The organism is Paenibacillus sabinae T27 (assembly GCF_000612505.1).
In the GTDB taxonomy this organism is placed as follows: domain Bacteria; phylum Bacillota; class Bacilli; order Paenibacillales; family Paenibacillaceae; genus Paenibacillus_AQ; species Paenibacillus_AQ sabinae.
Map to the genome: position 1 here is coordinate 167,688 of NZ_CP004078.1, position 21,850 is coordinate 189,537.

At 52.7% G+C, this 21,850-nt stretch carries 19 protein-coding genes, 1 tRNA gene, 1 other RNA gene and 1 pseudogene; 20 read left to right on the forward strand and 2 right to left on the reverse strand.

Annotated features, from left to right (window positions below):
• Positions 1-173 precede the first annotated feature (173 nt).
• From PSAB_RS00825 to PSAB_RS00860, 8 genes are all read left to right on the forward strand, one after another.
• Positions 174-1,124, forward strand: coding sequence for an ROK family glucokinase (locus tag PSAB_RS00825; protein ID WP_025332696.1), 951 nt, complete (start codon positions 174-176; stop codon positions 1,122-1,124).
• A gap of 44 nt (positions 1,125-1,168) precedes the next feature.
• Positions 1,169-2,068, forward strand: coding sequence for an RNase adapter RapZ (gene rapZ / locus PSAB_RS00830; RefSeq protein WP_025332697.1), 900 nt, complete (start codon positions 1,169-1,171; stop codon positions 2,066-2,068).
• Positions 2,069-2,126: 58 nt separating this feature from the next.
• Complete coding sequence (locus PSAB_RS00835) at positions 2,127-3,068, forward strand: gluconeogenesis factor YvcK family protein (RefSeq protein WP_226991798.1); 942 nt, start codon at positions 2,127-2,129, stop codon at positions 3,066-3,068.
• Between the two features lie 5 nt (positions 3,069-3,073).
• Complete coding sequence (whiA, locus tag PSAB_RS00840) at positions 3,074-4,003, forward strand: DNA-binding protein WhiA (protein ID WP_025332699.1); 930 nt, start codon at positions 3,074-3,076, stop codon at positions 4,001-4,003.
• A 98-nt stretch (positions 4,004-4,101) separates the two neighbouring features.
• The gene (locus PSAB_RS00845) at positions 4,102-4,371 is read left to right on the forward strand and encodes an HPr family phosphocarrier protein (protein ID WP_025332700.1); all 270 of its coding nucleotides are present in this window, start codon (positions 4,102-4,104) and stop codon (positions 4,369-4,371) included.
• Between the two features lie 151 nt (positions 4,372-4,522).
• Positions 4,523-5,275 (forward strand): SIMPL domain-containing protein, encoded by a 753-nt coding sequence (locus PSAB_RS00850; RefSeq protein ID WP_025332701.1) that lies wholly within the window; start codon positions 4,523-4,525, stop codon positions 5,273-5,275.
• 89 nt (positions 5,276-5,364) lie between these two features.
• Positions 5,365-6,462, forward strand: a complete 1,098-nt coding sequence (locus PSAB_RS00855; RefSeq protein WP_025332702.1) for a DUF3298 and DUF4163 domain-containing protein — start codon at positions 5,365-5,367, stop codon at positions 6,460-6,462.
• A 93-nt stretch (positions 6,463-6,555) separates the two neighbouring features.
• Positions 6,556-7,197 carry a GDSL-type esterase/lipase family protein gene (locus PSAB_RS00860; RefSeq protein ID WP_025332703.1) on the forward strand — a complete coding sequence of 214 codons (642 nt, stop codon included), beginning with the start codon at positions 6,556-6,558 and terminating at the stop codon, positions 7,195-7,197.
• 61 nt (positions 7,198-7,258) lie between these two features.
• Here PSAB_RS00860 and clpP read toward each other — a convergent pair whose 3' ends face one another.
• Positions 7,259-7,855: an ATP-dependent Clp endopeptidase proteolytic subunit ClpP gene (gene clpP, locus PSAB_RS00865; RefSeq protein WP_025332704.1), complete on the reverse strand. Its 597-nt coding sequence runs from the start codon at positions 7,853-7,855 to the stop codon at positions 7,259-7,261.
• Positions 7,856-8,148: 293 nt separating this feature from the next.
• Positions 8,149-8,223: transfer RNA gene (locus tag PSAB_RS00870), tRNA-Arg, on the reverse strand.
• 272 nt (positions 8,224-8,495) lie between these two features.
• Here PSAB_RS00870 and PSAB_RS00875 point away from each other — a divergent pair.
• From PSAB_RS00875 to PSAB_RS00925, 12 genes and pseudogenes are all read left to right on the forward strand, one after another.
• The gene (locus tag PSAB_RS00875; RefSeq protein WP_025332705.1) at positions 8,496-9,560 is read left to right on the forward strand and encodes a sugar-binding transcriptional regulator; all 1,065 of its coding nucleotides are present in this window, start codon (positions 8,496-8,498) and stop codon (positions 9,558-9,560) included.
• A 102-nt stretch (positions 9,561-9,662) separates the two neighbouring features.
• Positions 9,663-10,673, forward strand: a complete 1,011-nt coding sequence (gene gap, locus PSAB_RS00880) for a type I glyceraldehyde-3-phosphate dehydrogenase (protein ID WP_025332706.1) — start codon at positions 9,663-9,665, stop codon at positions 10,671-10,673.
• Between the two features lie 238 nt (positions 10,674-10,911).
• Complete coding sequence (locus PSAB_RS00885) at positions 10,912-12,093, forward strand: phosphoglycerate kinase (RefSeq protein ID WP_025332707.1); 1,182 nt, start codon at positions 10,912-10,914, stop codon at positions 12,091-12,093.
• Positions 12,094-12,120: 27 nt separating this feature from the next.
• On the forward strand, positions 12,121-12,876 hold the full coding sequence (gene tpiA, locus PSAB_RS00890) for a triose-phosphate isomerase (RefSeq protein ID WP_025332708.1): 756 nt from the start codon (positions 12,121-12,123) through the stop codon (positions 12,874-12,876).
• Positions 12,876-14,420, forward strand: a complete 1,545-nt coding sequence (gpmI, locus tag PSAB_RS00895; protein WP_025332709.1) for a 2,3-bisphosphoglycerate-independent phosphoglycerate mutase — start codon at positions 12,876-12,878, stop codon at positions 14,418-14,420. The genes tpiA and gpmI overlap by 1 nt, the downstream gene beginning before the upstream one ends.
• Positions 14,421-14,494: 74 nt before the next feature.
• Positions 14,495-15,781, forward strand: coding sequence for a phosphopyruvate hydratase (gene eno, locus PSAB_RS00900; RefSeq protein WP_025332710.1), 1,287 nt, complete (start codon positions 14,495-14,497; stop codon positions 15,779-15,781).
• A gap of 205 nt (positions 15,782-15,986) precedes the next feature.
• The gene (secG, locus tag PSAB_RS00905; RefSeq protein ID WP_025332711.1) at positions 15,987-16,220 is read left to right on the forward strand and encodes a preprotein translocase subunit SecG; all 234 of its coding nucleotides are present in this window, start codon (positions 15,987-15,989) and stop codon (positions 16,218-16,220) included.
• A 167-nt stretch (positions 16,221-16,387) separates the two neighbouring features.
• Positions 16,388-19,135, forward strand: coding sequence for a ribonuclease R (gene rnr, locus PSAB_RS00910; protein WP_025332712.1), 2,748 nt, complete (start codon positions 16,388-16,390; stop codon positions 19,133-19,135).
• 275 nt (positions 19,136-19,410) lie between these two features.
• Positions 19,411-19,656 carry an RNA polymerase sigma factor gene (locus PSAB_RS26495; RefSeq protein ID WP_025332713.1) on the forward strand — a complete coding sequence of 82 codons (246 nt, stop codon included), beginning with the start codon at positions 19,411-19,413 and terminating at the stop codon, positions 19,654-19,656.
• Positions 19,657-19,709: 53 nt separating this feature from the next.
• On the forward strand, positions 19,710-20,189 hold the full coding sequence (gene smpB, locus PSAB_RS00920) for an SsrA-binding protein SmpB (RefSeq protein WP_025332714.1): 480 nt from the start codon (positions 19,710-19,712) through the stop codon (positions 20,187-20,189).
• 230 nt (positions 20,190-20,419) lie between these two features.
• Positions 20,420-20,783, forward strand: a transfer-messenger RNA (tmRNA) gene (gene ssrA, locus PSAB_RS24865).
• A gap of 554 nt (positions 20,784-21,337) precedes the next feature.
• Positions 21,338-21,776: pseudogene (locus tag PSAB_RS00925) on the forward strand (VOC family protein).
• Positions 21,777-21,850: the final 74 nt, after the last annotated feature.

The following is a 21,850-nucleotide window of genomic DNA, read 5'->3' on the forward strand; positions in this document are numbered from 1 at the left end:
GCCGCAAGGCGGGTGGCTTTTTTTGCACTCATTTTTCCTTATCATACCACTTTCGGCCTTTCAGAGTTGTATCAGACCCGGGTGTGCCGCCTTTCCTTGACCGCAGGGAACGCTTCTATTATAGTGGGTATCGTGGGATTTACTATTTTAGTTTAGAGAAGGTGGCTTGTTACATGTCGGAAAATATCTACGTAGGCGTGGATTTGGGCGGAACCGCAATTAAGGTGGGCATCTGCAATGACGAAGGACATTTACTGCACACCTATGAAGGGCCTACTGGAACCCAGGACGGTGTCCATACAGTCATTGACAACATCGAAAAGTATGTGCGCCAAATTGTCGCTGACTCACCTTATGAATGGGATCAGCTTGTCGGTGTTGGAGCGGGAGTAGCCGGTTTCACGAACATTCGTGAAGGCATTATCATTCTTGCGCCTAACATAGGATTCAGAGACGTGCCGATTCGTTCCATTTTGGAAGATCGCTTGAACAAGCCCGTCAAAATAGACAATGACGCCAACGTGGCGGCGCTTGGGGAAGCTTGGAGCGGGGCCGGGCGCGGTATCGAGAACTGCGTATGCTATACGCTCGGAACCGGCGTTGGCGGCGGCATTATTATAAACGGCAAAATTTATCAGGGCTTCTCCGGTCTTGCCGGTGAGCTGGGTCATATTTCCGTCGTTCCCGATCTGGAAGCGATTCAGTGCGGCTGCGGGAAGACGGGTTGTTTGGAAACCGTTTCCTCGGCAACGGGCATCATTCGCATGGCGAACGACGCCGTAGCGCGGGGCGACCGCACGACGCTTGCATCGGTAGACAAAATCGCCGCCAAAGAAGTGTTTGATGCGGCCAAAGCCGGGGACGAAGTGGCACTGCGCATCGTCAACCGTGCGGCCTTCTATCTTGGCAAGTCGATGGCGGCGGTTGCGGCCGTGCTGAATCCCGAGGTATTCATCATCGGCGGCGGCGTATCGAAGGCCGGAGAGATTCTGTTTGAAGAAATCCGCCGCGTGTACGCGCAGCTTGCCCCTGATCCGCTGCAAAAGGATGTAAAAATTATCCCAGCCCTCCTCGGCAACGATGCAGGCATCGTCGGCGCCGCCGGCCTTCTGCTGCGTTCTTAGAACCCGGAAATTATTCATACACTAATTCTAGGGAGGGAAGCTTAATGACCGAAGAGGAGAAGATTCCGTCGACTGCGGCCACCCTGATCATCATTACCGGAATGTCGGGAGCGGGCAAGACGATCGCCGTACAGAGCCTCGAAGATCTCGGATTTTTCTGCGTCGATAATCTTCCGCCCGTCCTGATTCCCAAATTTGCGGAGCTGATTGAGCAGTCCAAGGGGAAGATCGCCAAAGTGGCGCTCGTGATTGACTTGCGGGGCCGCGAGTTTTTTACCGCTCTCTCGGAATCTCTGCATTTAATCAAGGAACAATTTACGATCGGCTGCGAGATTCTGTTTCTGGACGCCACCGATTCCGTATTGGTGCAGCGCTATAAGGAGAGCCGTCGGCGCCATCCGCTTGCTCCGAAGGGCATGCCGCTCGACGGTATCCGGCTGGAGCGCAATATGCTGCAGGAGCTCAAGGATTCGGCTACGCAGGTTATTGATACAAGCAATATGAAGCCTGCCCAGCTCAAGGAGAAGATCGTCTCCCGCTACTCCCATTTGGGGAAAAGCATGCTTTCCGTAAATATCACTTCTTTCGGCTTCAAATACGGCATTCCAATCGACGCGGATCTTGTGTTTGACGTTCGCTTTTTGCCTAATCCGCATTATGTGGACCACCTTCGGCCACACACGGGACAAGACAGCGATGTATATGAATATGTTATGAAGTGGCCCGAGACGCAGGCGTTTCTGACGAAGCTGCTCGATATGCTGCATTTTCTCATTCCCCAATACCGCAAGGAAGGCAAATCCCAGATCATCATCGGCATCGGCTGCACGGGCGGCAAGCACCGTTCTGTGGCCATTTCTGAGTATTTGGGCAAGATGCTAGGGGTAAGCGAGACGGAAATCATATCGGTCAGCCACCGGGATGCCGAACGCGACAGGCATTAAGGAGAGAAGGGATCTAATCGTGGCTGAACAACCTGGACAGCGTCCGCGAGTCGTCGTCATGGGCGGCGGCACCGGCCTGTCCGTTATGCTTCGCGGCTTGAAAGAGAAGCCGCTGGATATTACCGCTATCGTAACGGTAGCCGATGACGGAGGAAGCTCCGGCATTCTGCGGAGCGAGCTGCAAATGCCGCCCCCAGGCGATATCCGCAACGTATTAACCGCGATGGCCGATGTCGAGCCGCTGATGGCCGACATTATGAAATATCGCTTCAGCAGCGGAGAAGGTCTTGCCGGACACAGTCTCGGCAATTTGATTTTGGCCGCGCTTACCGATATATCCGGCGATTTCGTCACCGCCGTCCGCGAGCTGAGCCGGGTCTTCGCCGTAAGGGGGAGGGTGCTGCCGGCCGCCGGCGAAGCGGTGGTGCTGAGCGCGGAGATGGTAGACGGCAGCATCGTTAAGGGAGAGTCGAAGATTCCAGAAGCCGGGAACAAGATCAAGCGGGTCTTTCTGGAGCCGCCCGATGTAGAACCGCTGCCGGAGGCGCTGGAGGCGATCCGGTCCGCCGATGCGATTCTGCTCGGTCCCGGCAGCCTGTACACCAGCATTTTGCCGAATCTGCTTGTGCCGAAGCTGGCGGAGGCCGTTGTCGCCTCATGCGCGGTGAAGATGTTCATCTGCAACGTAATGACCCAACCGGGGGAAACGGATAACTACACCGTGAGCGATCATTTACAAGCCGTGTACGATCATATCGGCATGCATCTGTTCGATTATGTCGTCGTGAACAACGGCGAAATCCCGCCCGAAGTGCAGCGGAAATATGCCGAAAAAGGGGCGAGCCCCGTAGAACTGGACCAGAAGGCGATTGATGATCCGCGATATGAGCTGATTGCCGACAAGCTGGTTTTGTTCCGCACCTATTTGAGGCATGATACGGATAAATTGAGCCATCATATTTATAAGCTCATTCAGGATTGGATAACACGAAAGAGGTGAGAACCTTGTCTTTTGCGGCGCTAACCAAAAAAGAACTGACGATGGTTGAGAGCGGCCCGTGCTGCGAGAAAGCGGAAATGTCGGCGCTGATCCGGATGAATGGATCGGTGCAGCTTTCAAGCAAAAGGATCGTCCTCGACATCTCAACAGAAAATGCCGCGATTGCAAGGCGGATTTATTCCTTGCTTAAGAAATATTACCAGGTTCATACCGAGCTTCTCGTGCGTAAAAAAATGCGTTTGAAGAAAAATAACGTCTATATCGTCCGTATCCCCGCCCGCGTGCAGGAAATCCTGAACGACCTTAAAATCGTCTCGGAGGGCTTCATGTTTACGGATGGCATCGACGAAAGCATTGTCCGCAAGAACTGCTGCAAACGCGCGTATCTGCGCGGCGCCTTTATGGCGGGCGGATCGGTGAACAACCCGGAAGGTTCGTCCTACCATCTGGAGATCGCCTCCATGTATGAGGAGCACTGCAAGGCGCTGGTGAAGCTGGCCGGCGAGTTTCATCTCAACGCCCGCTGTATCGAGCGCAAGAAGGGATTCATCCTCTACATCAAGGAGGGCGAGAAGATCATCGAGTTCCTCAGCCTGATCGGCGCCCACCAGGCGTTGTTCAAATTCGAGGATGTGCGTATTATGCGCGACATGCGCAACTCCGTCAACCGGATTGTGAACTGCGAGACCGCGAATCTCAACAAGACGATCAGCGCGGCAGTGCGCCAGATTGAGAACATCAAGTTTCTGGAGAAGGAAATTGGGCTTGAGAATTTGCCAGACAAGCTTCGCGAAGTGGCCGAGGTCCGCCTGTCCCATCCCGATATCAATCTGAAGGAAGTCGGCGAGATGTTGAAAGGCAACGTCAGCAAATCCGGCGTCAACCATCGGCTTCGGAAGATAGACGAGCTGGCGGAGAAGCTTCGGAGCGAATGATTATTTTTCTTCTAGTGTCGTTTAGGTTATAATGATATAATATGATAAAATTTACTGTGAAATTTTTGGGCACATCTTAATTAGGGGGTAAGCGTTTCATGACAAAGCACCCGGTAGTCGTCCGGTTGAAGACGGGGCTCCATGCTCGGCCGGCAGCGTTGTTCGTGCAGGAAGCCAACAAGTTCTCATCTGAGATTTTCGTCGAAAAAGACGATAAAAAAGTTAACGCCAAGAGCATTATGGGGATTATGAGCCTTGCGATCAGCTCCGGCACGGAGATTTATATCAGCGCTGAAGGCGCGGATGCCGATCAGGCCGTAACCGCGTTGACGAGCCTTGTCAGCAAGGAAGAGCTGGAGAATCAATAACAGTATTCGCAGCACAGCCCTATTTATGGTATGACCAAAAAGCCCGCCTGAGGGCTTTTTTTATTTTTGTCCCCATGCAACATTTGCCAGGCCTTCTCGTCTAGTAGGTACGATTGCAATCACGTAACTCATATGAAGGAGGATGGCAAAAATGAAGAAATGGATCAAGTCGGTCCTGTCCGTGTTTGTTGCAGGAAGCTTAATGGCGGGGGGCGTGGCGTTAAGCGGCGTATTCGATAAGCCGGAGAAGGCTTTTGCCGAAGAGGTGCAGAAAAATATCGTCAGTGTCGTTGGCAAGGGAGAACTGTCGATGAAGCCGGATATCGTCTATCTGTCGATCGGAGTCGATACTTCGGCGTCAACCGCCCAAGAGGCCCAGAAGACCAATGGAGCGAAGATTCAAAAATTGACGGTGCTGCTCAAGAATACGTGGGGCATTAGCGACAAGGATATCCAAACAAGCGAGTTCTTCGTACAGCCGAACTATACGTACAACGACAAGGAAGGCCAGCAGGTGAAGGGCTACAATGCGCATCATGTTTTGCAGGTCGCATACCGTGATCTGAACAAGGTGGGCTCGCTGCTTGATGCGGCTTCCGAGGCGGGCGCCAACAATATCGGCAATGCCCGTTTTGCGGTAGAGGACACTTCGGCGTTCGAGGCGCAGGTCATTGAGAAGGCGATGGCCAACGCCGATGTGAAAGCGGGCGCCATTGCCAAAGCCGCGAAGAGAACGCTCGGCCAGGTGCTGACCGTCAGCCAGAACGACGTCGGCGGGGGCCCGATTCTTTATGAAATGAACCAAGCGAAGTACGCCGCCGCTGACAGCGCAGGCAGCACCGCGGTTCAGCCGGGAGAAGTGAAGATTACGACCCAGCTTAACGTGATCTATCAACTGAACTAGCAGGCCGTACAACTAACGAGATGATAAGAGGCTTTTATCGCAAGCTTGGAGGCGAAAAGGCCTCTTTGCGTAAAAAGGAGAATGGTACCATGAACAAGACGAACAAGCTTGCACGCACATGGGGAGCCGGAATGTTGGCGGCAGCGCTGCTGCTGGGCGGGACGGTTGTTTCTGCCGGAACGGGTGAAGCCGCGCCGGTCAAGGCTAAGGTTAAGGCCGGTTATTCTCTGGTTGCCTTGAAGTACAATGGAACCCTTACGATGCAGCAGGGCATTTTCCGAGAAGGAAAGCTATGGATTCCGGTGACTTTTTTGAAAAATACTCTGGGCATGCCGATCACCTATAACAAGGCGGAGAACAGCTATACCGCCGGGCAGGGAATCCGTCAGACCAAGCTTACGGTTACCGTATACGGAATCTCAATTGCGGTTAACGGGTATTTTATCAACGAGTATGAGGGCCGCAGCTACAATAACCGTCTTTACGTACCTTTTGGCCTGCTCAGTGATTATCTCGGCTACCGTGGTGACTTTAGCGCTTCTTCCGGCAGATTGAATATAATGAACCGGCCGCTGAACAAGGTGACGGTAACGACGGAGACGTATGCCAAGGAGATTGGGGACTCAGCCATTAGGCTGAATTATCCGCAGATTGCGGGCCTTGCGGAAGCCTCCGCGCAGAAGAGCATTAACGATACGCTAAGACAAGCCGCAATGAGCTTTGCCGAAGATGCTGACAGGGCGATTGCCGAGAAAAGCGAGCAGGACCGTCCGTATGAATTCGACTCGAATTACGTTGTGACCTATAACCAGAACGGTGTGCTGAGCCTGGTCATGGACCAGTACGCCTACACCGGAGGCGCCCACGGCATGACGCTGCGCCAGGCCTTTACGTTTTCGCTGAAGGATGGCAAGCGCCTGCTGCTCAAAGACTTGTTCGGAGCCAATCCGAATTACAAAAAACTGCTGAACGAGAAGGTCGGCAAGCTGTTAAGGGCGGATGAAGGCTATTTTGGCGGTTTCACCGGCCTGAATACGGAGAAATATTTTTACCTTAAAGACGGCCGTGTGGTGCTCTTCTTTCAATTATATGAATATACCCCGTATGCCGCAGGCTTTCCGGAGTTTACCTTTACCTTTAATGAGCTGCTGCCGGACGGAAGCAATCCGTTCGCCCGTTTAAAATAGTTGACTGAACCTGGATATTCCCCCGTTGCGAGAACGGCTTGCCGTTCATATGCTGAATGGTGACCGAGCCATAAGCGGGGAGGGGAGAATGTCATGGTTTACCACTATACGGCGATTGGCGATTCGCTGACCACCGGCTTTGGAGCAATGCCCGGAAATGGCTTTGTTCCCGTTTACCGGCGGATGTCGGAGATATCGCTCCGTACTTTTGTCGCTTATACGAACCTGGGAATCAACGGCTTGACTACAGCCGAGCTGAAGAAGCTAGTAAAATACAACCCGCTGTTTCGCCAATCACTGCGCGAGGCGGATATTATTACGATTTCGATCGGCGGCAACGACCTGATCCATGTCGCGAAGGCGGGGGGGCAGTCCCACTTGCCGTCTTCAGTCTATCAAAAAGCCCTGAAAGAATCCGGGCGCAATTTTGCCGGTATCATGGGACAGATTCACCAAGCGAAGGCAGGCGCCGGCAAGCCCTATATTATACGAATTGTCGGATTGTATAATCCGTATCCTACGCTGGAAGAGGCTTCAGGCTGGGTCCGGCAGTTCAACCGCCAACTGGCGCAGTATTGCAGTAAGGAATGCGGCTTTGCCGATATTTACGGAACGTTTGCCGGACACGAGCGGGAATTGCTCTCGATCGACCATCTTCACCCGAATGGAAAAGGCTACCGCGTGATTGCCGAGCGGCTGCACTCGATGGGGTATGGAAATCTGAACTCCAATTAACAACACAAAACACCCTTTGCCCACAATTGTGAACAAAGGGTGTTTGCATTTTTATGGAAGATTAGGCGCCAACGGAGGTTGTATTCTCGATGACTTTGTCGACAAGGCCGTATTCGGCTGCGTCCGCTGCACTCATGAAGTAGTCGCGGTCCGTGTCCTTCTCGATGCGCTCCAGCGGTTGGCCGGTGCGTTCAGCCAGAATCTTGTTCAGCTTGTCGCGCATTTTCAGGATGCGGCGGGCGCGGATCTCGATGTCCGTAGCTTGTCCTTGGGCTCCGCCCAGCGGCTGGTGAATCATAATTTCGCTGTTCGGCAGCGCATAGCGTTTGCCTTTGGCTCCGGCGTTGAGCAGGAAGGCGCCCATGGAAGCGGCGAGACCGACGCAGATCGTGGAGACGTCAGGCTTGATGTACTGCATCGTATCGAAAATCGCCATGCCAGCGGTGATGGAACCGCCCGGACTGTTAATGTACAAGGAAATATCTTTCTCCGGGTCCTCGGCGGCCAGGAAGAGCATTTGTGCGATGATGGAATTGGCTACCACGTCATTGACCTCGGTTCCAAGGAAAATGATGCGGTCCTTCAGCAGACGGGAATAGATGTCATACGCCCGCTCGCCGCGGTTGCTTTGTTCTACGACCATAGGAATGTAACTCACGTGGAAAACCTCCTTAGAATTAGATCTTCAATAATGGATTTCGTACAGCTTCATTTTAGAAGGACAAGGATTTATATGCTGTGCGCATGTCTTCATCTTTATCCCCTGTACGGGAAACGAGAAGCCGCTCTTAACCAAGCCGGCATAGCCGTTTCTTCATTAACTCTTACCGTATTACCCACATGATAAACAAATTCAAACAAAAAGTCAAAGAAAGTCAAACTGTCCTCACAAAAAAAGCGCCATCTCATGGCGCTGGGTTAAATACACAAGGTTTGGTTAATCAAATAATGTGGCGCGCCCGCCAAGAATCGAACTTGGATCTCAGGCTTCGGAGGCCTACGTCATATCCATTGGACCACGGGCGCAACAGAAATTATTATAATATAAAATTCGAAGCATTGCAACTCCCAATTATTGATACAGATCTCTGGCAGCGATCTTTCGTCAACGCAATGCCGGTGTCGATGCAGGTGTCGATGCATAAGAAGAAAAGAGGTTGTGAATTCTAGTTTCGGAGCCCTTGCGTTCAGGGCAATATTTGGGTAGAATATTGGTGGGACTTAAAAAGTTAACCCGGGACGTTTTAAGACCATAGAGAAGGGGAAGACGAGAAAGACGAAGTTGCAGGAGTGAAAGCATGCGTAATTTATTGGAAATCCAAAAGCAGCTTCTGCCTGATCTCATGGAAACCCTCAAAAGACGGTATACGATTCTTCATCAGATCCTGTTGTCGGATATTATCGGCCGCAGAACGCTTGCCGCTTCGCTTGATATGACCGAGCGGGTGCTTCGTGCGGAAACGGACCTTCTGAAGTCGCAGGGGCTCATTGAGATCGAGAGTGTTGGCATGCGCATCAGCGATGCCGGACGGAAACTGCTTGATTTGCTCGAGCCTGTGGCCAAAAGCCTCTTTGGCCTTGATGATCTGGAAGAGAAAATTCGTTCAAGCTACGGTTTGAAGAAGGTTATCGTGGTGCCGGGAGATTGTGAGGCTTCACCTTTTACCAAGAGAGAGCTGGGAAGAGCCGGGGCCAGAGCGCTGCTGAGCGTGCTGCGTACCGACGATACGGTTGCCGTTACCGGCGGTTCGACATTGTACGAATTGGCGGAGCAGATGACCTCTCCAATGTCCTTGTCTTACAAAGAAGTCTTGATTGTACCGGCAAGAGGCGGGCTTGGAGAGAGTGTGGAATTTCAGGCCAATACCATCGCTTCAACGATGGCCAAGCGGATCGGAGCGCATTACCGGCTGCTGCATGTGCCGGACTTGCTAAGCGAGGATGCCTATCAATCGCTGGCGCATGAACCGAATATTTCAGAAATTGTACAGATTATCCGCCGTTCGAGAATTATCGTGCATGGAATCGGAGATGCTGTGGAAATGACTCGCCGCAGAAACCTGGACGAGGAAACCGTCAGCAAGATCAAGGATGCAGGCGCCGTTGCCGAATCCTTCGGTCATTACTTTAACGAACAGGGCAAGGTCGTTCATTCCATGCTGACCATGGGACTTCGTCTTGAGGACATTCTTCGGACGGAAGTCGTTATCGGCATAGCCGGAGGAAAGCGCAAGGCTAAAGCCATCCACGCCGTGCTAAGGTTCGGCCAAGAGGACATACTCGTTATAGATGAAGCCGCAGCGGCTGAAATCGTCAGGGAGATCGACGAATATAGCGCTGCCTCCGAGCAGATTCGGCATTAGACGAGCATTGGCATTTTTTATGCTTTATACTTAACTTGTTGTCTTGATAAGCCTTAGGCTTGTCTTGAATAAATAAAAACGAATTTTAGGAGGAACTATTCAATGACTGTAAAAGTAGGTATTAACGGATTTGGACGTATTGGCCGCCTCGCATTCCGCCGTATTCAAGACGTGGAAGGAATCGAAGTTGTAGCGATCAATGACCTGACCGATGCCAAGATGCTGGCGCACTTGTTGAAATATGATACAACTCAAGGCAAATTCCAAGGCGAAGTTGAAGTTCATGACGGATTCTTCAAAGTGAATGGCCAAGATGTTAAGGTTCTGGCTAACCGCAACCCTGAAGAACTGCCTTGGGGCGACCTGGGCGTAGATATCGTTCTGGAGTGCACAGGCTTCTTCACTTCCAAAGAAAAAGCTGAGCTTCACCTGAAAGGCGGAGCGAAAAAAGTTGTTATCTCCGCACCTGCTACAGGCGACATGAAAACTGTTGTATACAACGTTAACCATGACGTTCTCGACGGTTCCGAAACTGTTATTTCCGGCGCATCCTGCACAACGAACTGCCTGGCTCCTATGGCCAAAGTTCTGAACGACAAGTTCGGTGTGGTTGAAGGCCTGATGACTACAATCCACGCTTACACTGGCGACCAAAACACGCTGGACGCTCCGCATGCCAAAGGCGACTTCAGACGTGCGCGTGCTGCTGCTGAGAACATTATCCCTAACACGACTGGCGCTGCAAAAGCAATCGGCCTTGTTATTCCTGAGCTGAAAGGCAAACTCGACGGTGCCGCTCAACGCGTACCGGTACCTACAGGTTCCCTGACAGAGCTGGTTACTGTTCTTGAAAAGAACGTAACGGTAGACGAAATTAATGCGGCAATGAAAGAAGCTGCTGATCCAGAAACTTACGGCTACACGGAAGACGAAATCGTATCCTCCGACATCAAGGGCCTGACTTTCGGTTCCCTGTTCGACGCTACGCAAACTAAAGTTCTGTCCGTTGGCGACAAACAGCTCGTTAAGACTGTTGCTTGGTACGACAACGAAATGTCCTACACTGCCCAGCTCGTTCGTACGCTGGAACACTTCGCAAAACTGACTAAATAATTAAAGATTTTATATAGCATCATCCATAGAGCGGAAACAGCAGTCCATTGTTTCCGCTCTTTTCCGAAATACAAGAGAATCGCAGCATAATTCGCCTAATCGTACGTTATAGTTCTTTTCGGGAAAAACGGATGCCGTCCTTATAGAAGGGCGCAGCCGTTTCTTCTTGATGCAAGCTCAAGTGTGTTACCCCAGTATTGCAGAGTGGAACAATTCCGGGTGTGGAGGTTAAAAAGTCATGACCAAAAAAAGTGTCCGTGATGTAGAAGTAACAGGTAAACGCGTATTTGTGCGCGTCGATTTCAACGTGCCTCTCGAAGACGGCAAAATCACCGACGACACGCGTATCCGCGAAACGCTGCCGACGATCAAGTATTTGATCGAGAACGGAGCCAAAATCATTCTGGCGAGCCATATGGGCCGTCCTAAAGGCCAATTCGTCGATTCCATGCGTCTGACTCCGGCTGCGGAGCGTCTGTCCGAGCTTCTGGGCAAACCGGTTGCCAAAGCTGACGAAGCGGTTGGCGATGCGGTAAAAGCGAAAGTTGCCGAACTGAAAGACGGCGACGTTCTGGTGCTTGAAAATGTCCGTTTCTATCCGGGTGAAGAGAAGAACGATCCGGAGCTTGCCAAGCAGTTCTCCGAACTGGCCGATCTGTTCGTCAACGACGCATTCGGCGCAGCGCACCGCGCGCATGCTTCGACCGAAGGCATCGCCCACTATCTGCCAGCTGTGTCCGGACTTCTGATGGAGAAAGAATTGTCCGTACTCGGCAAAGCCCTGTCCAATCCGGAACGTCCTTTCACCGCAATCATCGGCGGTTCGAAAGTTAAAGACAAGATTGACGTTATTGACAACCTGCTGACGCTGGCCGACAACGTGCTGATCGGTGGAGGTCTGTCTTATACGTTCTCCAAAGCTCAAGGCTATGAAGTCGGAAAATCCCTGCTTGACGAGGAAAAAATCGACACCGCTCTTGGCTTTATCGAAAAAGCTAAGAAGCTCGGCAAGAACTTCCTGCTGCCGGTTGACGTTGTAGTGGCCGACAAATTCGGAGCCGATGCGAACACGAAGACCGTCGACATTAACGAAATCCCTGCTGACTGGATGGGCCTGGATATTGGTCCGAAGACCGCCGCACTGTATGCGGACGTCATCAAGAACTCCAAGCTGGTCGTTTGGAACGGACCGATGGGCGTATTTGAAATCGATATTTTCGCAGAAGGCACAAAAGCAGTTGCTCAAGCCTGTGCGACAACAGAAGGCTACACGGTTATCGGTGGCGGCGACTCTGCTGCTGCGGCTGAGAAGTTCAAGCTGGCTGACCAAATGGACCACATCTCCACCGGCGGCGGCGCATCGCTTGAATTTATGGAAGGCAAGGCTCTTCCTGGCGTAGTAGCACTTAACGACAAGTAAGAGTTATAAAGGGAGGCAAGCTTTGCTATGAGTAGAACACCAATCATTGCCGGCAACTGGAAGATGTTCAAGACAGTTCCGGAAGCTGAAAGCTTTTTCGCCGAGGTTAAAGGCGCGGCAGAAGTTGAAGGCGTAGAGACGGTAATCTGCGCTCCATTCACCAATCTGCCGGCTCTGACGAAAGCGGCTCAAGGTACGAGCATCAAAATCGGCGCACAGAACCTGCATTTCGAGGACAACGGCGCTTACACAGGCGAAATCAGCGGCGTTATGCTGAAGGATCTTGGCGTGGATTATGTTATTCTCGGCCACTCTGAGCGCCGCGCTTACTTCGGTGAAACCGATGAAATCGTAAACAAGAAGATGCATGCGGCTTTCCGCCACGGTATTACTCCGATCGTATGCGTAGGCGAGAAGCTCGAAGAGCGTGAAGCCGACCAAACGAAGGAAGTTTGCAAAGTGCAAACTGAAGGCGCGTTCCAAGGTCTGAGCGCGGAACAGGCAGCTCAAACCGTTATCGCTTACGAGCCAATCTGGGCGATCGGTACCGGCAAATCCTCCACTTCGGCGGATGCCAATGAGGTTATTGCTTACATCCGCAGCCTGATCAAGGATCTGTATGATGAAGCGACTGCTGAAGTGATTCGCATCCAGTACGGCGGCAGCGTGAAGCCTGAGAACGTTACCGAATATATGGGCCAAAGCGACATCGACGGCGCTCTTGTCGGCGGCGCAAGCCTGCAGCCAGCTTCCTTCATCCAATTGGTTGAGGGGGCGAAGTAATGTCAGCTCCAAGACCTGTAGCGCTGATTATCATGGACGGTTTCGGTCTGCGTAATACTGTAGAAGGCAATGCCGTTGCACAGGCGAACAAACCTAACTACGACCGTTACCTGAAGCAGTATCCTAATACGACCCTTACCGCCTCCGGCGAAGCCGTAGGACTTCCGGAAGGCCAAATGGGGAACTCCGAGGTAGGACATCTTAACATTGGCGCGGGCCGGATCGTGTACCAGGATTTGACCCGCATCGATAAGTCCATCCGCGAAGGAGAGTTTTTCGAGAACGAAACGCTGGTTGAAGCGGTAAGACACGCCAAATCGACCGGTAAGAAGCTTCACCTGTATGCGCTGGTATCCGACGGAGGGGTACACAGCCATATCAATCACCTGTTCGCTATGCTGGAGCTGGCCAAAAAGGAAGAGTTGAACGATGTATTCATTCACGCCTTCATGGACGGCCGCGACGTACCTCCAAGCAGCGGTCAGCAATTCATTGAAGCTCTTATTGCCAAAATCGAAGAGGTTGGCGTAGGCAAAATCGCCACGGTATCCGGACGTTACTTCGCGATGGACCGCGACAAACGCTGGGACCGCGTAGAGAAGACCTACCGTGCCATGGTTTATGGCGAAGGACCGAAATTTTCGGACGCATTGCAGGCGATCACAGCCTCGTACCAGAATTCCGTGTATGATGAATTTGTTGAGCCTTGCGTGATCGTGGACAGCGAAGGCAAGCCGTTAACGACTGTTGAAAGCGGCGATTCCGTTGTGTTCCTGAACTTCCGCCCGGACCGTGCCATCCAGTTGTCCCAGGTATTCACGAACGCTGATTTCCGCGGCTTTGACCGCGGCCCGCTGTTCCCGGAAAATCTTCATTTTGTCTGCTTGACCACGTTCAGCGAAACGGTTCAGGGCTATGTTGCCTACAAACCGAAGAATCTGGACAACACCCTGGGCGAAGTGCTCGTTCAGCAAAACAAGAAGCAGCTGCGTATTGCGGAGACCGAGAAATATCCGCACGTAACGTTCTTCTTCAGCGGCGGACGTGACGTAGAGCTTCCGGGTGAGACTCGTATTCTGATCAACTCCCCGAAAGTAGCGACTTATGATCTGCAACCGGAGATGAGTGCTTACGAAGTGGCTGCGGCTTGTGTGGCTGAGATCGAAGCGGACAAATTCGATGCCATCATTCTGAACTTCGCGAATCCCGACATGGTCGGCCATTCCGGCTTGCTGGAACCGACGATCAAGGCGGTCGAAGTGACGGACGAATGTGTAGGCAAAGTGGTAGAAGCCGTTCGTGCCAAGGGCGGCGTAACAATCATTATTGCCGACCACGGTAACGCCGATATGGTATTCGATGAAGAGGGCCGTCCGTTTACAGCACATACGACCAACCCGGTTCCGTTTATCGTAACGGACGAGAATGTGGTGCTTCGCGAACACGGCATTCTCGCGGATGTGGCGCCGACGATTCTGGATCTGATGGGCCTTCCGCAGCCTGCGGAAATGACCGGTCAATCCATGATTGCCAGCCGCAAGTAATACGGGCAAGGTTTTACGATGTACCGCAAGGCTTATTAAGACTAAATCTTTGTTAAAAAGGAGATTGAATTGAAATGACTATTATTTCCGACGTTTACGCACGCGAGGTACTTGACTCCCGCGGTAATCCTACTGTAGAGGTTGACGTTTACCTGGAATCCGGCGCGAAAGGCCGCGCTATCGTTCCTTCCGGCGCATCCACAGGCGCTCACGAAGCCGTTGAGCTTCGCGACGACGACAAATCCCGTTACCTGGGCAAAGGCGTTCTGAACGCAGTGAAGAACGTTAATGAAATCATCGCTCCTGAAGTGATCGGCATGGACGCTCTGGACCAACTGGGCATCGACAAAGCCATGATCGCTCTGGACGGAACGCACAACAAAGGCAAACTGGGCGCCAACGCTATCCTGGCTGTTTCCATGGCCGTAGCCCGCGCTGCAGCAGCAGCTCTGGACGTGCCTCTGTACACTTACCTTGGCGGATTCAACGCTAAGCAGCTTCCGGTTCCGATGATGAACATCGTGAACGGCGGCGCTCATGCCGACAACAACGTTGACGTGCAAGAGTTCATGGTTCTGCCGGTAGGCGCTCCTTCCTTCAAGGAAGCTCTGCGTACAGGCGCTGAAATTTTCCATAACCTGAAATCCGTACTGAAAGGCAAAGGCCTCAACACTGCGGTTGGCGACGAAGGCGGCTTTGCTCCTAACTTCACTTCCAACGAAGACGCACTGTCCTCCATCATGGAAGCCATTGAAAAAGCCGGCTACAAACCGGGCGTTGACGTATTCCTGGGCATGGACGTTGCTTCCACCGAATTCTTCAAAGATGGAAAATACCACCTGGAAGGCGAAGGCAAATCCTTCACTCCTGCGGAATTCGTAGACCTGCTCTCTTCCTGGGTTGACAAATACCCGATCATCACGATCGAAGACGGCTGCTCCGAAGATGACTGGGAAGGCTGGAAACTGCTCACCGAGAAACTGGGCAACAAAATCCAACTGGTTGGCGACGACCTGTTCGTAACCAACACCGAGCGTCTGGGTAAAGGTATCGAAGAAGGCATCGGCAACTCCATCCTGATCAAAGTTAACCAAATCGGTACGCTGACTGAAACATTCGACGCGATCGAAATGGCAAAACGCGCAGGCTACACTGCTGTTGTATCCCACCGTTCCGGTGAGTCCGAAGACAGCACTATCGCCGACATCGCCGTAGCTACCAACGCTGGCCAAATCAAGACGGGCGCACCTTCCCGTACTGACCGTATCGCCAAGTACAACCAACTGCTTCGCATCGAAGACGAACTGGGCGAACTGGCTCAATACAACGGCCTGAAATCCTTCTACAACCTGAAAAGATAATAAGGTTCTCCGAACCTTTGATTCGGTTTAGAATCCAAGAGACTGCTTCCCGGTCATTTCATGATCGGGGGCAGTCTTTTTTATATAAAAAATAGTCTGCAAGTTGTCTTGCTTTGGGCTGTATGGTACAATAAAAGTGCTGTTTATGAAACGTGAGTAGTGAATATCCATAGATAGTGATGCTTAGGCGTAGGGGGTGGAAGGAATGGATATTTTTCTGAAAGTGCTGCTTCTGATTTTTTCTATCGGTCTGATTACGGTGGTTCTGCTGCAAAAGGGCAAGAGCGCAGGCCTTGCAGGCGCCATCTCCGGCGGTGCTGAGCATCTGTTCGGCAAGACGAAAGCGCGCGGCATGGAGCTCGTACTGCAGCGTGTAACGGTTGCACTGGCGGCGGGATTCTTTATTCTGTCCATTATTGTTGCCGTCGTGGTTAAATAACATAGACGAATGGAACCTTCGCTCTTCACGATGGAGCGGGGGTTTTTTTGTAATCGGCGGGAAGGGATGCCGGGGATTGATTTCGTGTATACTAGGGTATGAAGTATATAAGACATAAAGTACATACCAGCCGGCGGCCTCAGCCGCGGCGGGCCGAGGTGACGAAGATGATAACACAAGAGAATCTGCTGAATTTCATGCGGGAAACCGCTTATAAACCAATGACGTATGAGGAATTGATCGACCATTTTCATTTCGCGGAAGAAGCGGAGCTGAAGGAATTCAACGTGCTGCTGAGCACCCTGGAGCAGGATGGACGGATCGTGCTGACCCGTACCCGGCGCTACGGCGTGCCGGAGCGGATGGACTTGCTTCGCGGCCGTCTGCAGGCTCATGCGAAGGGCTTTGCTTTTCTTATTCCCGACGACCGGGAGCATCCCGACGTGTATATTCATGCTAATGATATCAAAAGCGCCATGAACGGCGACATCGTGCTTGTCCGGATTACATCGCGCAGCCATACAGGCGGCCGGATGGAGGGCGAAGTGGTGCGCATTGTACGCCGGGGCGTGCTGCAAACGGTCGGCGTATTTCAAAATCTGGAGACTTACGGCTTTGTGCTGCCGGATGACAAGCGGATCAACCGCGATATTTTTATCCCGAAGGAATCGTTTAACGGTGCGGTAGACGGTGAAAAAGTCGTGGTCCGCATCGTGAATTATCCGGAAGGCCGTGCGGCGGCGGAAGGGGAAGTTATCGAGATTCTGGGTCATAAGGACGACCCCGGCGTCGATATTTTATCGGTTATCCGCAAGCATCAGCTGCCGGAAGCTTTTCCCGAAGAGGTTATGGCCGAAGCGCTTACCGCTCCCGACTCCATTACGGAAGAGGAAATTGTAAGACAGAACCGCCGCGACCTGCGGGGCCTGAATATCGTCACTATTGACGGGGAAGACGCCAAAGACCTGGATGATGCGGTCAACGTCGCCCGTCTGGAGAACGGCCATTACAAGCTTGGCGTGCATATTGCCGACGTCAGCTATTATGTGCGCGAGAACTCGGCACTGGATAAGGAAGCATATGACCGGGGCTGCAGCGTCTATCTGGTCGACCGGGTAATTCCGATGCTGCCGCACCGTCTGTCGAACGGCATCTGTTCTTTGAATCCGCAAGTGGACAGGCTTACCATGTCGTGCGAGATGGAATTTGACGAGAATATGAAGGTTGTGAAGCATGATATTTTTACCAGCGTGATCCGCACCAAGGAACGCATGACTTACACCAATGTGCGCAAGATTCTGCTGGATGAAGATCCCGAGCTGCTGAAGCGCTACACCCCGCTGATTGAGGACTTCCGGCTGATGCAGGAAATTGCGATGAAGCTGCGGGATGCGCGGATGAAACGGGGAGCCGTTGACTTCGACTTTCAGGAAAGCAAAATCATCGTCGACGAGAACAGCAAAGCGGTCGATATCGTAAAAAGAGAGCGTTCCATCGCCGAGCAGATCATTGAGGAATTCATGCTAGCGGCGAACGAGACGGTGGCGGAGCATTTCCACTGGCTGAAGGTGCCGTTCTTGTACCGGATTCACGAGGACCCGGACCCTGAGAAGCTGCAGAACTTTATGGCTTTTGCGGCCAACTTCGGTTATCACGTTAAGGGCCGGGGTAATTCTGTCCATCCCCGCGCGCTGCAAAAGCTGCTGGAGGATATTCATGGCACGAAGGAGCAGACGGTCATCAGCACGATGATGCTCCGCTCCATGAAGCAGGCGAAGTACGATGCGGAGAGCACAGGGCATTTCGGGCTAGCTGCCGAATATTATTCGCACTTCACCTCACCGATCCGGCGTTATCCCGACCTTGTGATTCACCGGGTCATCCGCGAGGTGCTGGAGAGCGGCGGAGCGCTCGGCGAGAAGCGCCATGAATATTTGGCGAGCCGGATGCCGGATATCGCCCAGCAGTCCTCCGAGCGCGAGCGCGTCGCGGTGGAAGCGGAGCGGGATACGGAGCAGCTCAAGAAGGCGGAGTATATGCTGGACAAGGTCGGCGAGGAATTCGAGGCGATGGTCAGCAGCGTGACCAGCTTCGGCATGTTCGTCGAGCTGGAAAATACCGTCGAAGGGCTGATCCGTCTGAGCAATCTGACGGATGATTACTACCACTTCGACGAGGGTCATATGGCGCTCATCGGGGAGCGCACCTCAAAGGTGTTCCGCATCGGCGACGAGGTGAAGATCCGCGTTGCCAAGGTGAACATGGACGACCACACGATCGACTTCGAGCTGGTCGACATGAAGCCGCGCGCGGCGGGTGAGCGTCGCAGCGGAGGTTTTGGCGGCGGCGGTCGGAACGGCAAAGGTGGCCGCGACCGCAGAGGCGGCCACGGCGCGGCCGCTGCAGGCGCTGGGGGCGGCAAGAGCCGCGGCGGCGGTAAGGGCGGAGCCGCCGCAGCGGGCAGCCGCGGCAAGCGTGGCCGCGGTGGGCGCGTGCACGGCGGCGGCCAGGCCGGAAGCGGCGCGGCACCCGGCGGCTCCGAGCGTGGCGGCCGGGGCAATGGCGCCGTCGCCACCGGCGGCGAGCCGGGCAGCGGGGCTCGCGGCCGGAAGGCCGAAGCTGGGGATGCCGGCGGTTCCCGCGGCATCAACTTCAGCTTCGGCTCCGGCAAGGGCGGCTACGGCGCGCCGCCCGGGAGCCGCGGCGACGTGTACACCGGCGTCGACGGTGACACAAAGATCCGCACCCGCGAGGATCTCGGGGGCGGTTTCGGCGGCGGCGGAGGCAAGAGCCGCCGCAAGAGAAAATCCCAAAACGGCGTCTTCATCGGCGACACCGTAACCCCGGGCAACGTGGAGCTATCGGCTCCGCTCGGCGAGAAGCGAAAGAAAAAGAAGAAGAAAAAGCAAAGCTAACCCGAACATAAAAGCGGAAGCGCCAAGCTCCGCATGAGATCCCGGAACGATTCGCGTCTCTTGGATAATGACCGCCTCCGAGGAGTCGGGCGGGTCATTGTTCGCGAAAGACCCCATTACTGTCGCTAGATGGATAATGGGGTCTTTTTGTTGTACTGTCATCCGATGTAGGATGGGGGAGGACAGCCGTCTTCATATGTTTTTTAGAGTATGTACAACGTTTTATCGCGTTGCTCCGTCTTATCTGTAGAAAGGCTGGAGAGAGAGGGGAGGCCATGTTCAGTGGGGAGATGACAAAGGTCACTTTGGCCGGCGTGGGGACCGAGGCGCAGTTTAGCGATGCGGTCAGGCTGCACCGGGAACTGCTGTATGGTATTGCCTGCAGCTACTTGCGTAACCGAAGCGACGCGCTGGAGGCGGTTCAGGAAGCAATCTGCCGGACTAGGGCTTTCCTTGCGTTTATGGGAACGCTTTTGATACAATATAAGTCTAGTGCCTACGGTCCTGAACGCATCATGTAGCGGCTGGATACGGGGGCGGCTTGTTTTAATATTCGGTTCAAGGAGTGATTGTCATGGGTAAAAAAGCAGACGGGAAAGTGCTCGCCCAGAACAAAAAGGCTTCCCATGATTATTTTATCGAAGACACCTACGAGGCGGGCATGGTTCTGACGGGAACGGAGATCAAATCGCTGCGCAATGGCCGTGCGAATATCGGGGATGCGTTTGCCACGATTCGCGGTGGTGAGATTTTTGTGCATAACATGCATATCAGTCCATTCGAGCAGGGCAACCGCTCCAACCCGGACGACCCGACGCGCACGCGCAAGCTGCTGCTGCATAAAGAACAGATCAGCAAGCTGCTCGGGCATTCCAAGCAGGAAGGGTATACGATTGTGCCGCTCAAGGTCTACGTGCGCAACGGCTACGCCAAGCTGCTGCTGGGCATCGGCAAAGGGAAGAAACAGTACGACAAACGCGACTCCGCCGCCAAACGTGACGCACAGCGCGATATCCAGCGGGCACTGCGGGAGAAGCAGAAGGTCGCGAGATAAACGGCAATTCTGGGATGGAACCTCGGGCGCTCTCTTTGTTCGGGCAGCGTCGGTGGCAATCTCAACCTAAGTTTCCTGCAAGATCTATGTGAATATGCTGCAAAATGTGATATACTCTTTTATGTAAGACTTAATGCTTCAGATTATCTTCTCGCTTTATGGCGCGAAGGATAATGGATACGGATCGCTCTTGCCGGCGGTTCCCTTGATCCAGGAAGCCCTTTTAATGAGGGGCCGTTTTTGGATTCGACGGGGGTAGTTCGAGCATGGGTAGCGAGTAGTGGGGACGCGTCCGCTTCATCAACGCTAAAGCCAATTAAACGGCAAACAAAACAACAACTTAGCTTTCGCAGCTTAATAACCTGTGAGCTAGCTCCTACCTTCCATCGCCCATGTGGCGGGCTAGGGGCTCAACTTTAGTGGGATACGCCGCTTGGTCTCCGCCTGGGGTCAACGGAAGAAGATAATCAGGCTGACCCGAAGGGAATCCGGTGACAGGGAGTCTCTAGGGTGACATCAAATCTGTCACTACACTCGTAGAAGCTTATGTGGCGTTATCTTCGGACAGGGGTTCGACTCCCCTCGGCTCCATATGGAGTAAAGCAAAAGACACCTTTAGGGGTGTCTTTTTCGTATTAACGTTTGTTTAGAACCATACATGGCGGTTTGTCTAAGATGCCGATTGTTGAATCTGGATAGCAAGATGATTCATTATGTAGATTTGGTTACTTTCGGCAAGCTCTTTATCGAGAAGATAATTACATGGATAAGCGACGAGTATCTTCAAGCATGGTGGTCTTAAATGGATACCATTTTAGAATGGAACGGGAGCTTGTGGTGGAGCTTATAGTAGATATTGCAAAAGGTTTGTATACACTAGAAATAACGGCTCACATTTTGAAAGAGCACTCTGAAGAACGATAATTCATGAACCCTGATCATGAGTTTGACGTTGCCTTTGGACAGGGTAATGCTGAAACGCTAAGCGCTCACGCTAAACTGCGAGAGTGCTTTTTTCATGGGCCGCATCTGAGGCTGCTCATACAGAAAAAAAGGGGTTCATATGTTCGCAAAAAACGTTTGTTTCCTTAAATTTTTGTGTATAATAAAGCTGACTGACTAACTTGTTCCAAAGGGGATGAAGAATGATGTCAATCCGTTTGAACCCGTATTTTGTTTTTAATGGAAACACGAGAGAAGCCCTTTATTTTTATGAAAAAGCGCTGCGCGGGAGCATAGTTGGGATCATGACGTTCGGAGATTTAACCGGAAGATCCGGATCATCCGCTGACCGATGAGATGAAAACCCTTGTGATGCATGCACATTTGAAGGTTGGTGATACAGATCTCATGTTCTCCGATACTTTTCCGGGTACGGCGCATCAGGCGGATGGGGATACGGTTCAGATTGCCATCCATCCTACTGAAGAGGCAGACGCGCGGGGGATTTTTGCTGCACTGGAAGACGGCGGTCAAGTGGTCATGCCTCTGCAGAAGACGGATTGGAGTCCCTTGTATGGGATTGTTAAGGACAAGTTCGGCGTTACTTTTCAAGTGAATGTTCCAGGAGAGCAGCCGCAGGGATAACATTTATGCAGTTTTCACTCCGCCCACAATACAGCCTACTATCCGGATGGACAGGCAGCTGAGGAGGAATGACT

Coding starts and splice junctions, on each gene's coding strand:
- rapZ (WP_025332697.1), top strand. CDS start 1,169: ATGACCGAAGAGGAGAAGATTCCGTCGACTGCGGCCACCCTGATCATC.
- smpB (WP_025332714.1), top strand. CDS start 19,710: ATGGGTAAAAAAGCAGACGGGAAAGTGCTCGCCCAGAACAAAAAGGCT.
- PSAB_RS00855 (WP_025332702.1), top strand. CDS start 5,365: ATGAACAAGACGAACAAGCTTGCACGCACATGGGGAGCCGGAATGTTG.
- secG (WP_025332711.1), top strand. CDS start 15,987: ATGGATATTTTTCTGAAAGTGCTGCTTCTGATTTTTTCTATCGGTCTG.
- PSAB_RS00835 (WP_226991798.1), top strand. CDS start 2,127: ATGGGCGGCGGCACCGGCCTGTCCGTTATGCTTCGCGGCTTGAAAGAG.
- PSAB_RS00845 (WP_025332700.1), top strand. CDS start 4,102: ATGACAAAGCACCCGGTAGTCGTCCGGTTGAAGACGGGGCTCCATGCT.
- PSAB_RS26495 (WP_025332713.1), top strand. CDS start 19,411: ATGTTCAGTGGGGAGATGACAAAGGTCACTTTGGCCGGCGTGGGGACC.
- PSAB_RS00850 (WP_025332701.1), top strand. CDS start 4,523: ATGAAGAAATGGATCAAGTCGGTCCTGTCCGTGTTTGTTGCAGGAAGC.
- PSAB_RS00885 (WP_025332707.1), top strand. CDS start 10,912: ATGACCAAAAAAAGTGTCCGTGATGTAGAAGTAACAGGTAAACGCGTA.
- PSAB_RS00860 (WP_025332703.1), top strand. CDS start 6,556: ATGGTTTACCACTATACGGCGATTGGCGATTCGCTGACCACCGGCTTT.
- gpmI (WP_025332709.1), top strand. CDS start 12,876: ATGTCAGCTCCAAGACCTGTAGCGCTGATTATCATGGACGGTTTCGGT.
- rnr (WP_025332712.1), top strand. CDS start 16,388: ATGATAACACAAGAGAATCTGCTGAATTTCATGCGGGAAACCGCTTAT.
- gap (WP_025332706.1), top strand. CDS start 9,663: ATGACTGTAAAAGTAGGTATTAACGGATTTGGACGTATTGGCCGCCTC.
- eno (WP_025332710.1), top strand. CDS start 14,495: ATGACTATTATTTCCGACGTTTACGCACGCGAGGTACTTGACTCCCGC.
- PSAB_RS00825 (WP_025332696.1), top strand. CDS start 174: ATGTCGGAAAATATCTACGTAGGCGTGGATTTGGGCGGAACCGCAATT.
- PSAB_RS00875 (WP_025332705.1), top strand. CDS start 8,496: ATGCGTAATTTATTGGAAATCCAAAAGCAGCTTCTGCCTGATCTCATG.
- tpiA (WP_025332708.1), top strand. CDS start 12,121: ATGAGTAGAACACCAATCATTGCCGGCAACTGGAAGATGTTCAAGACA.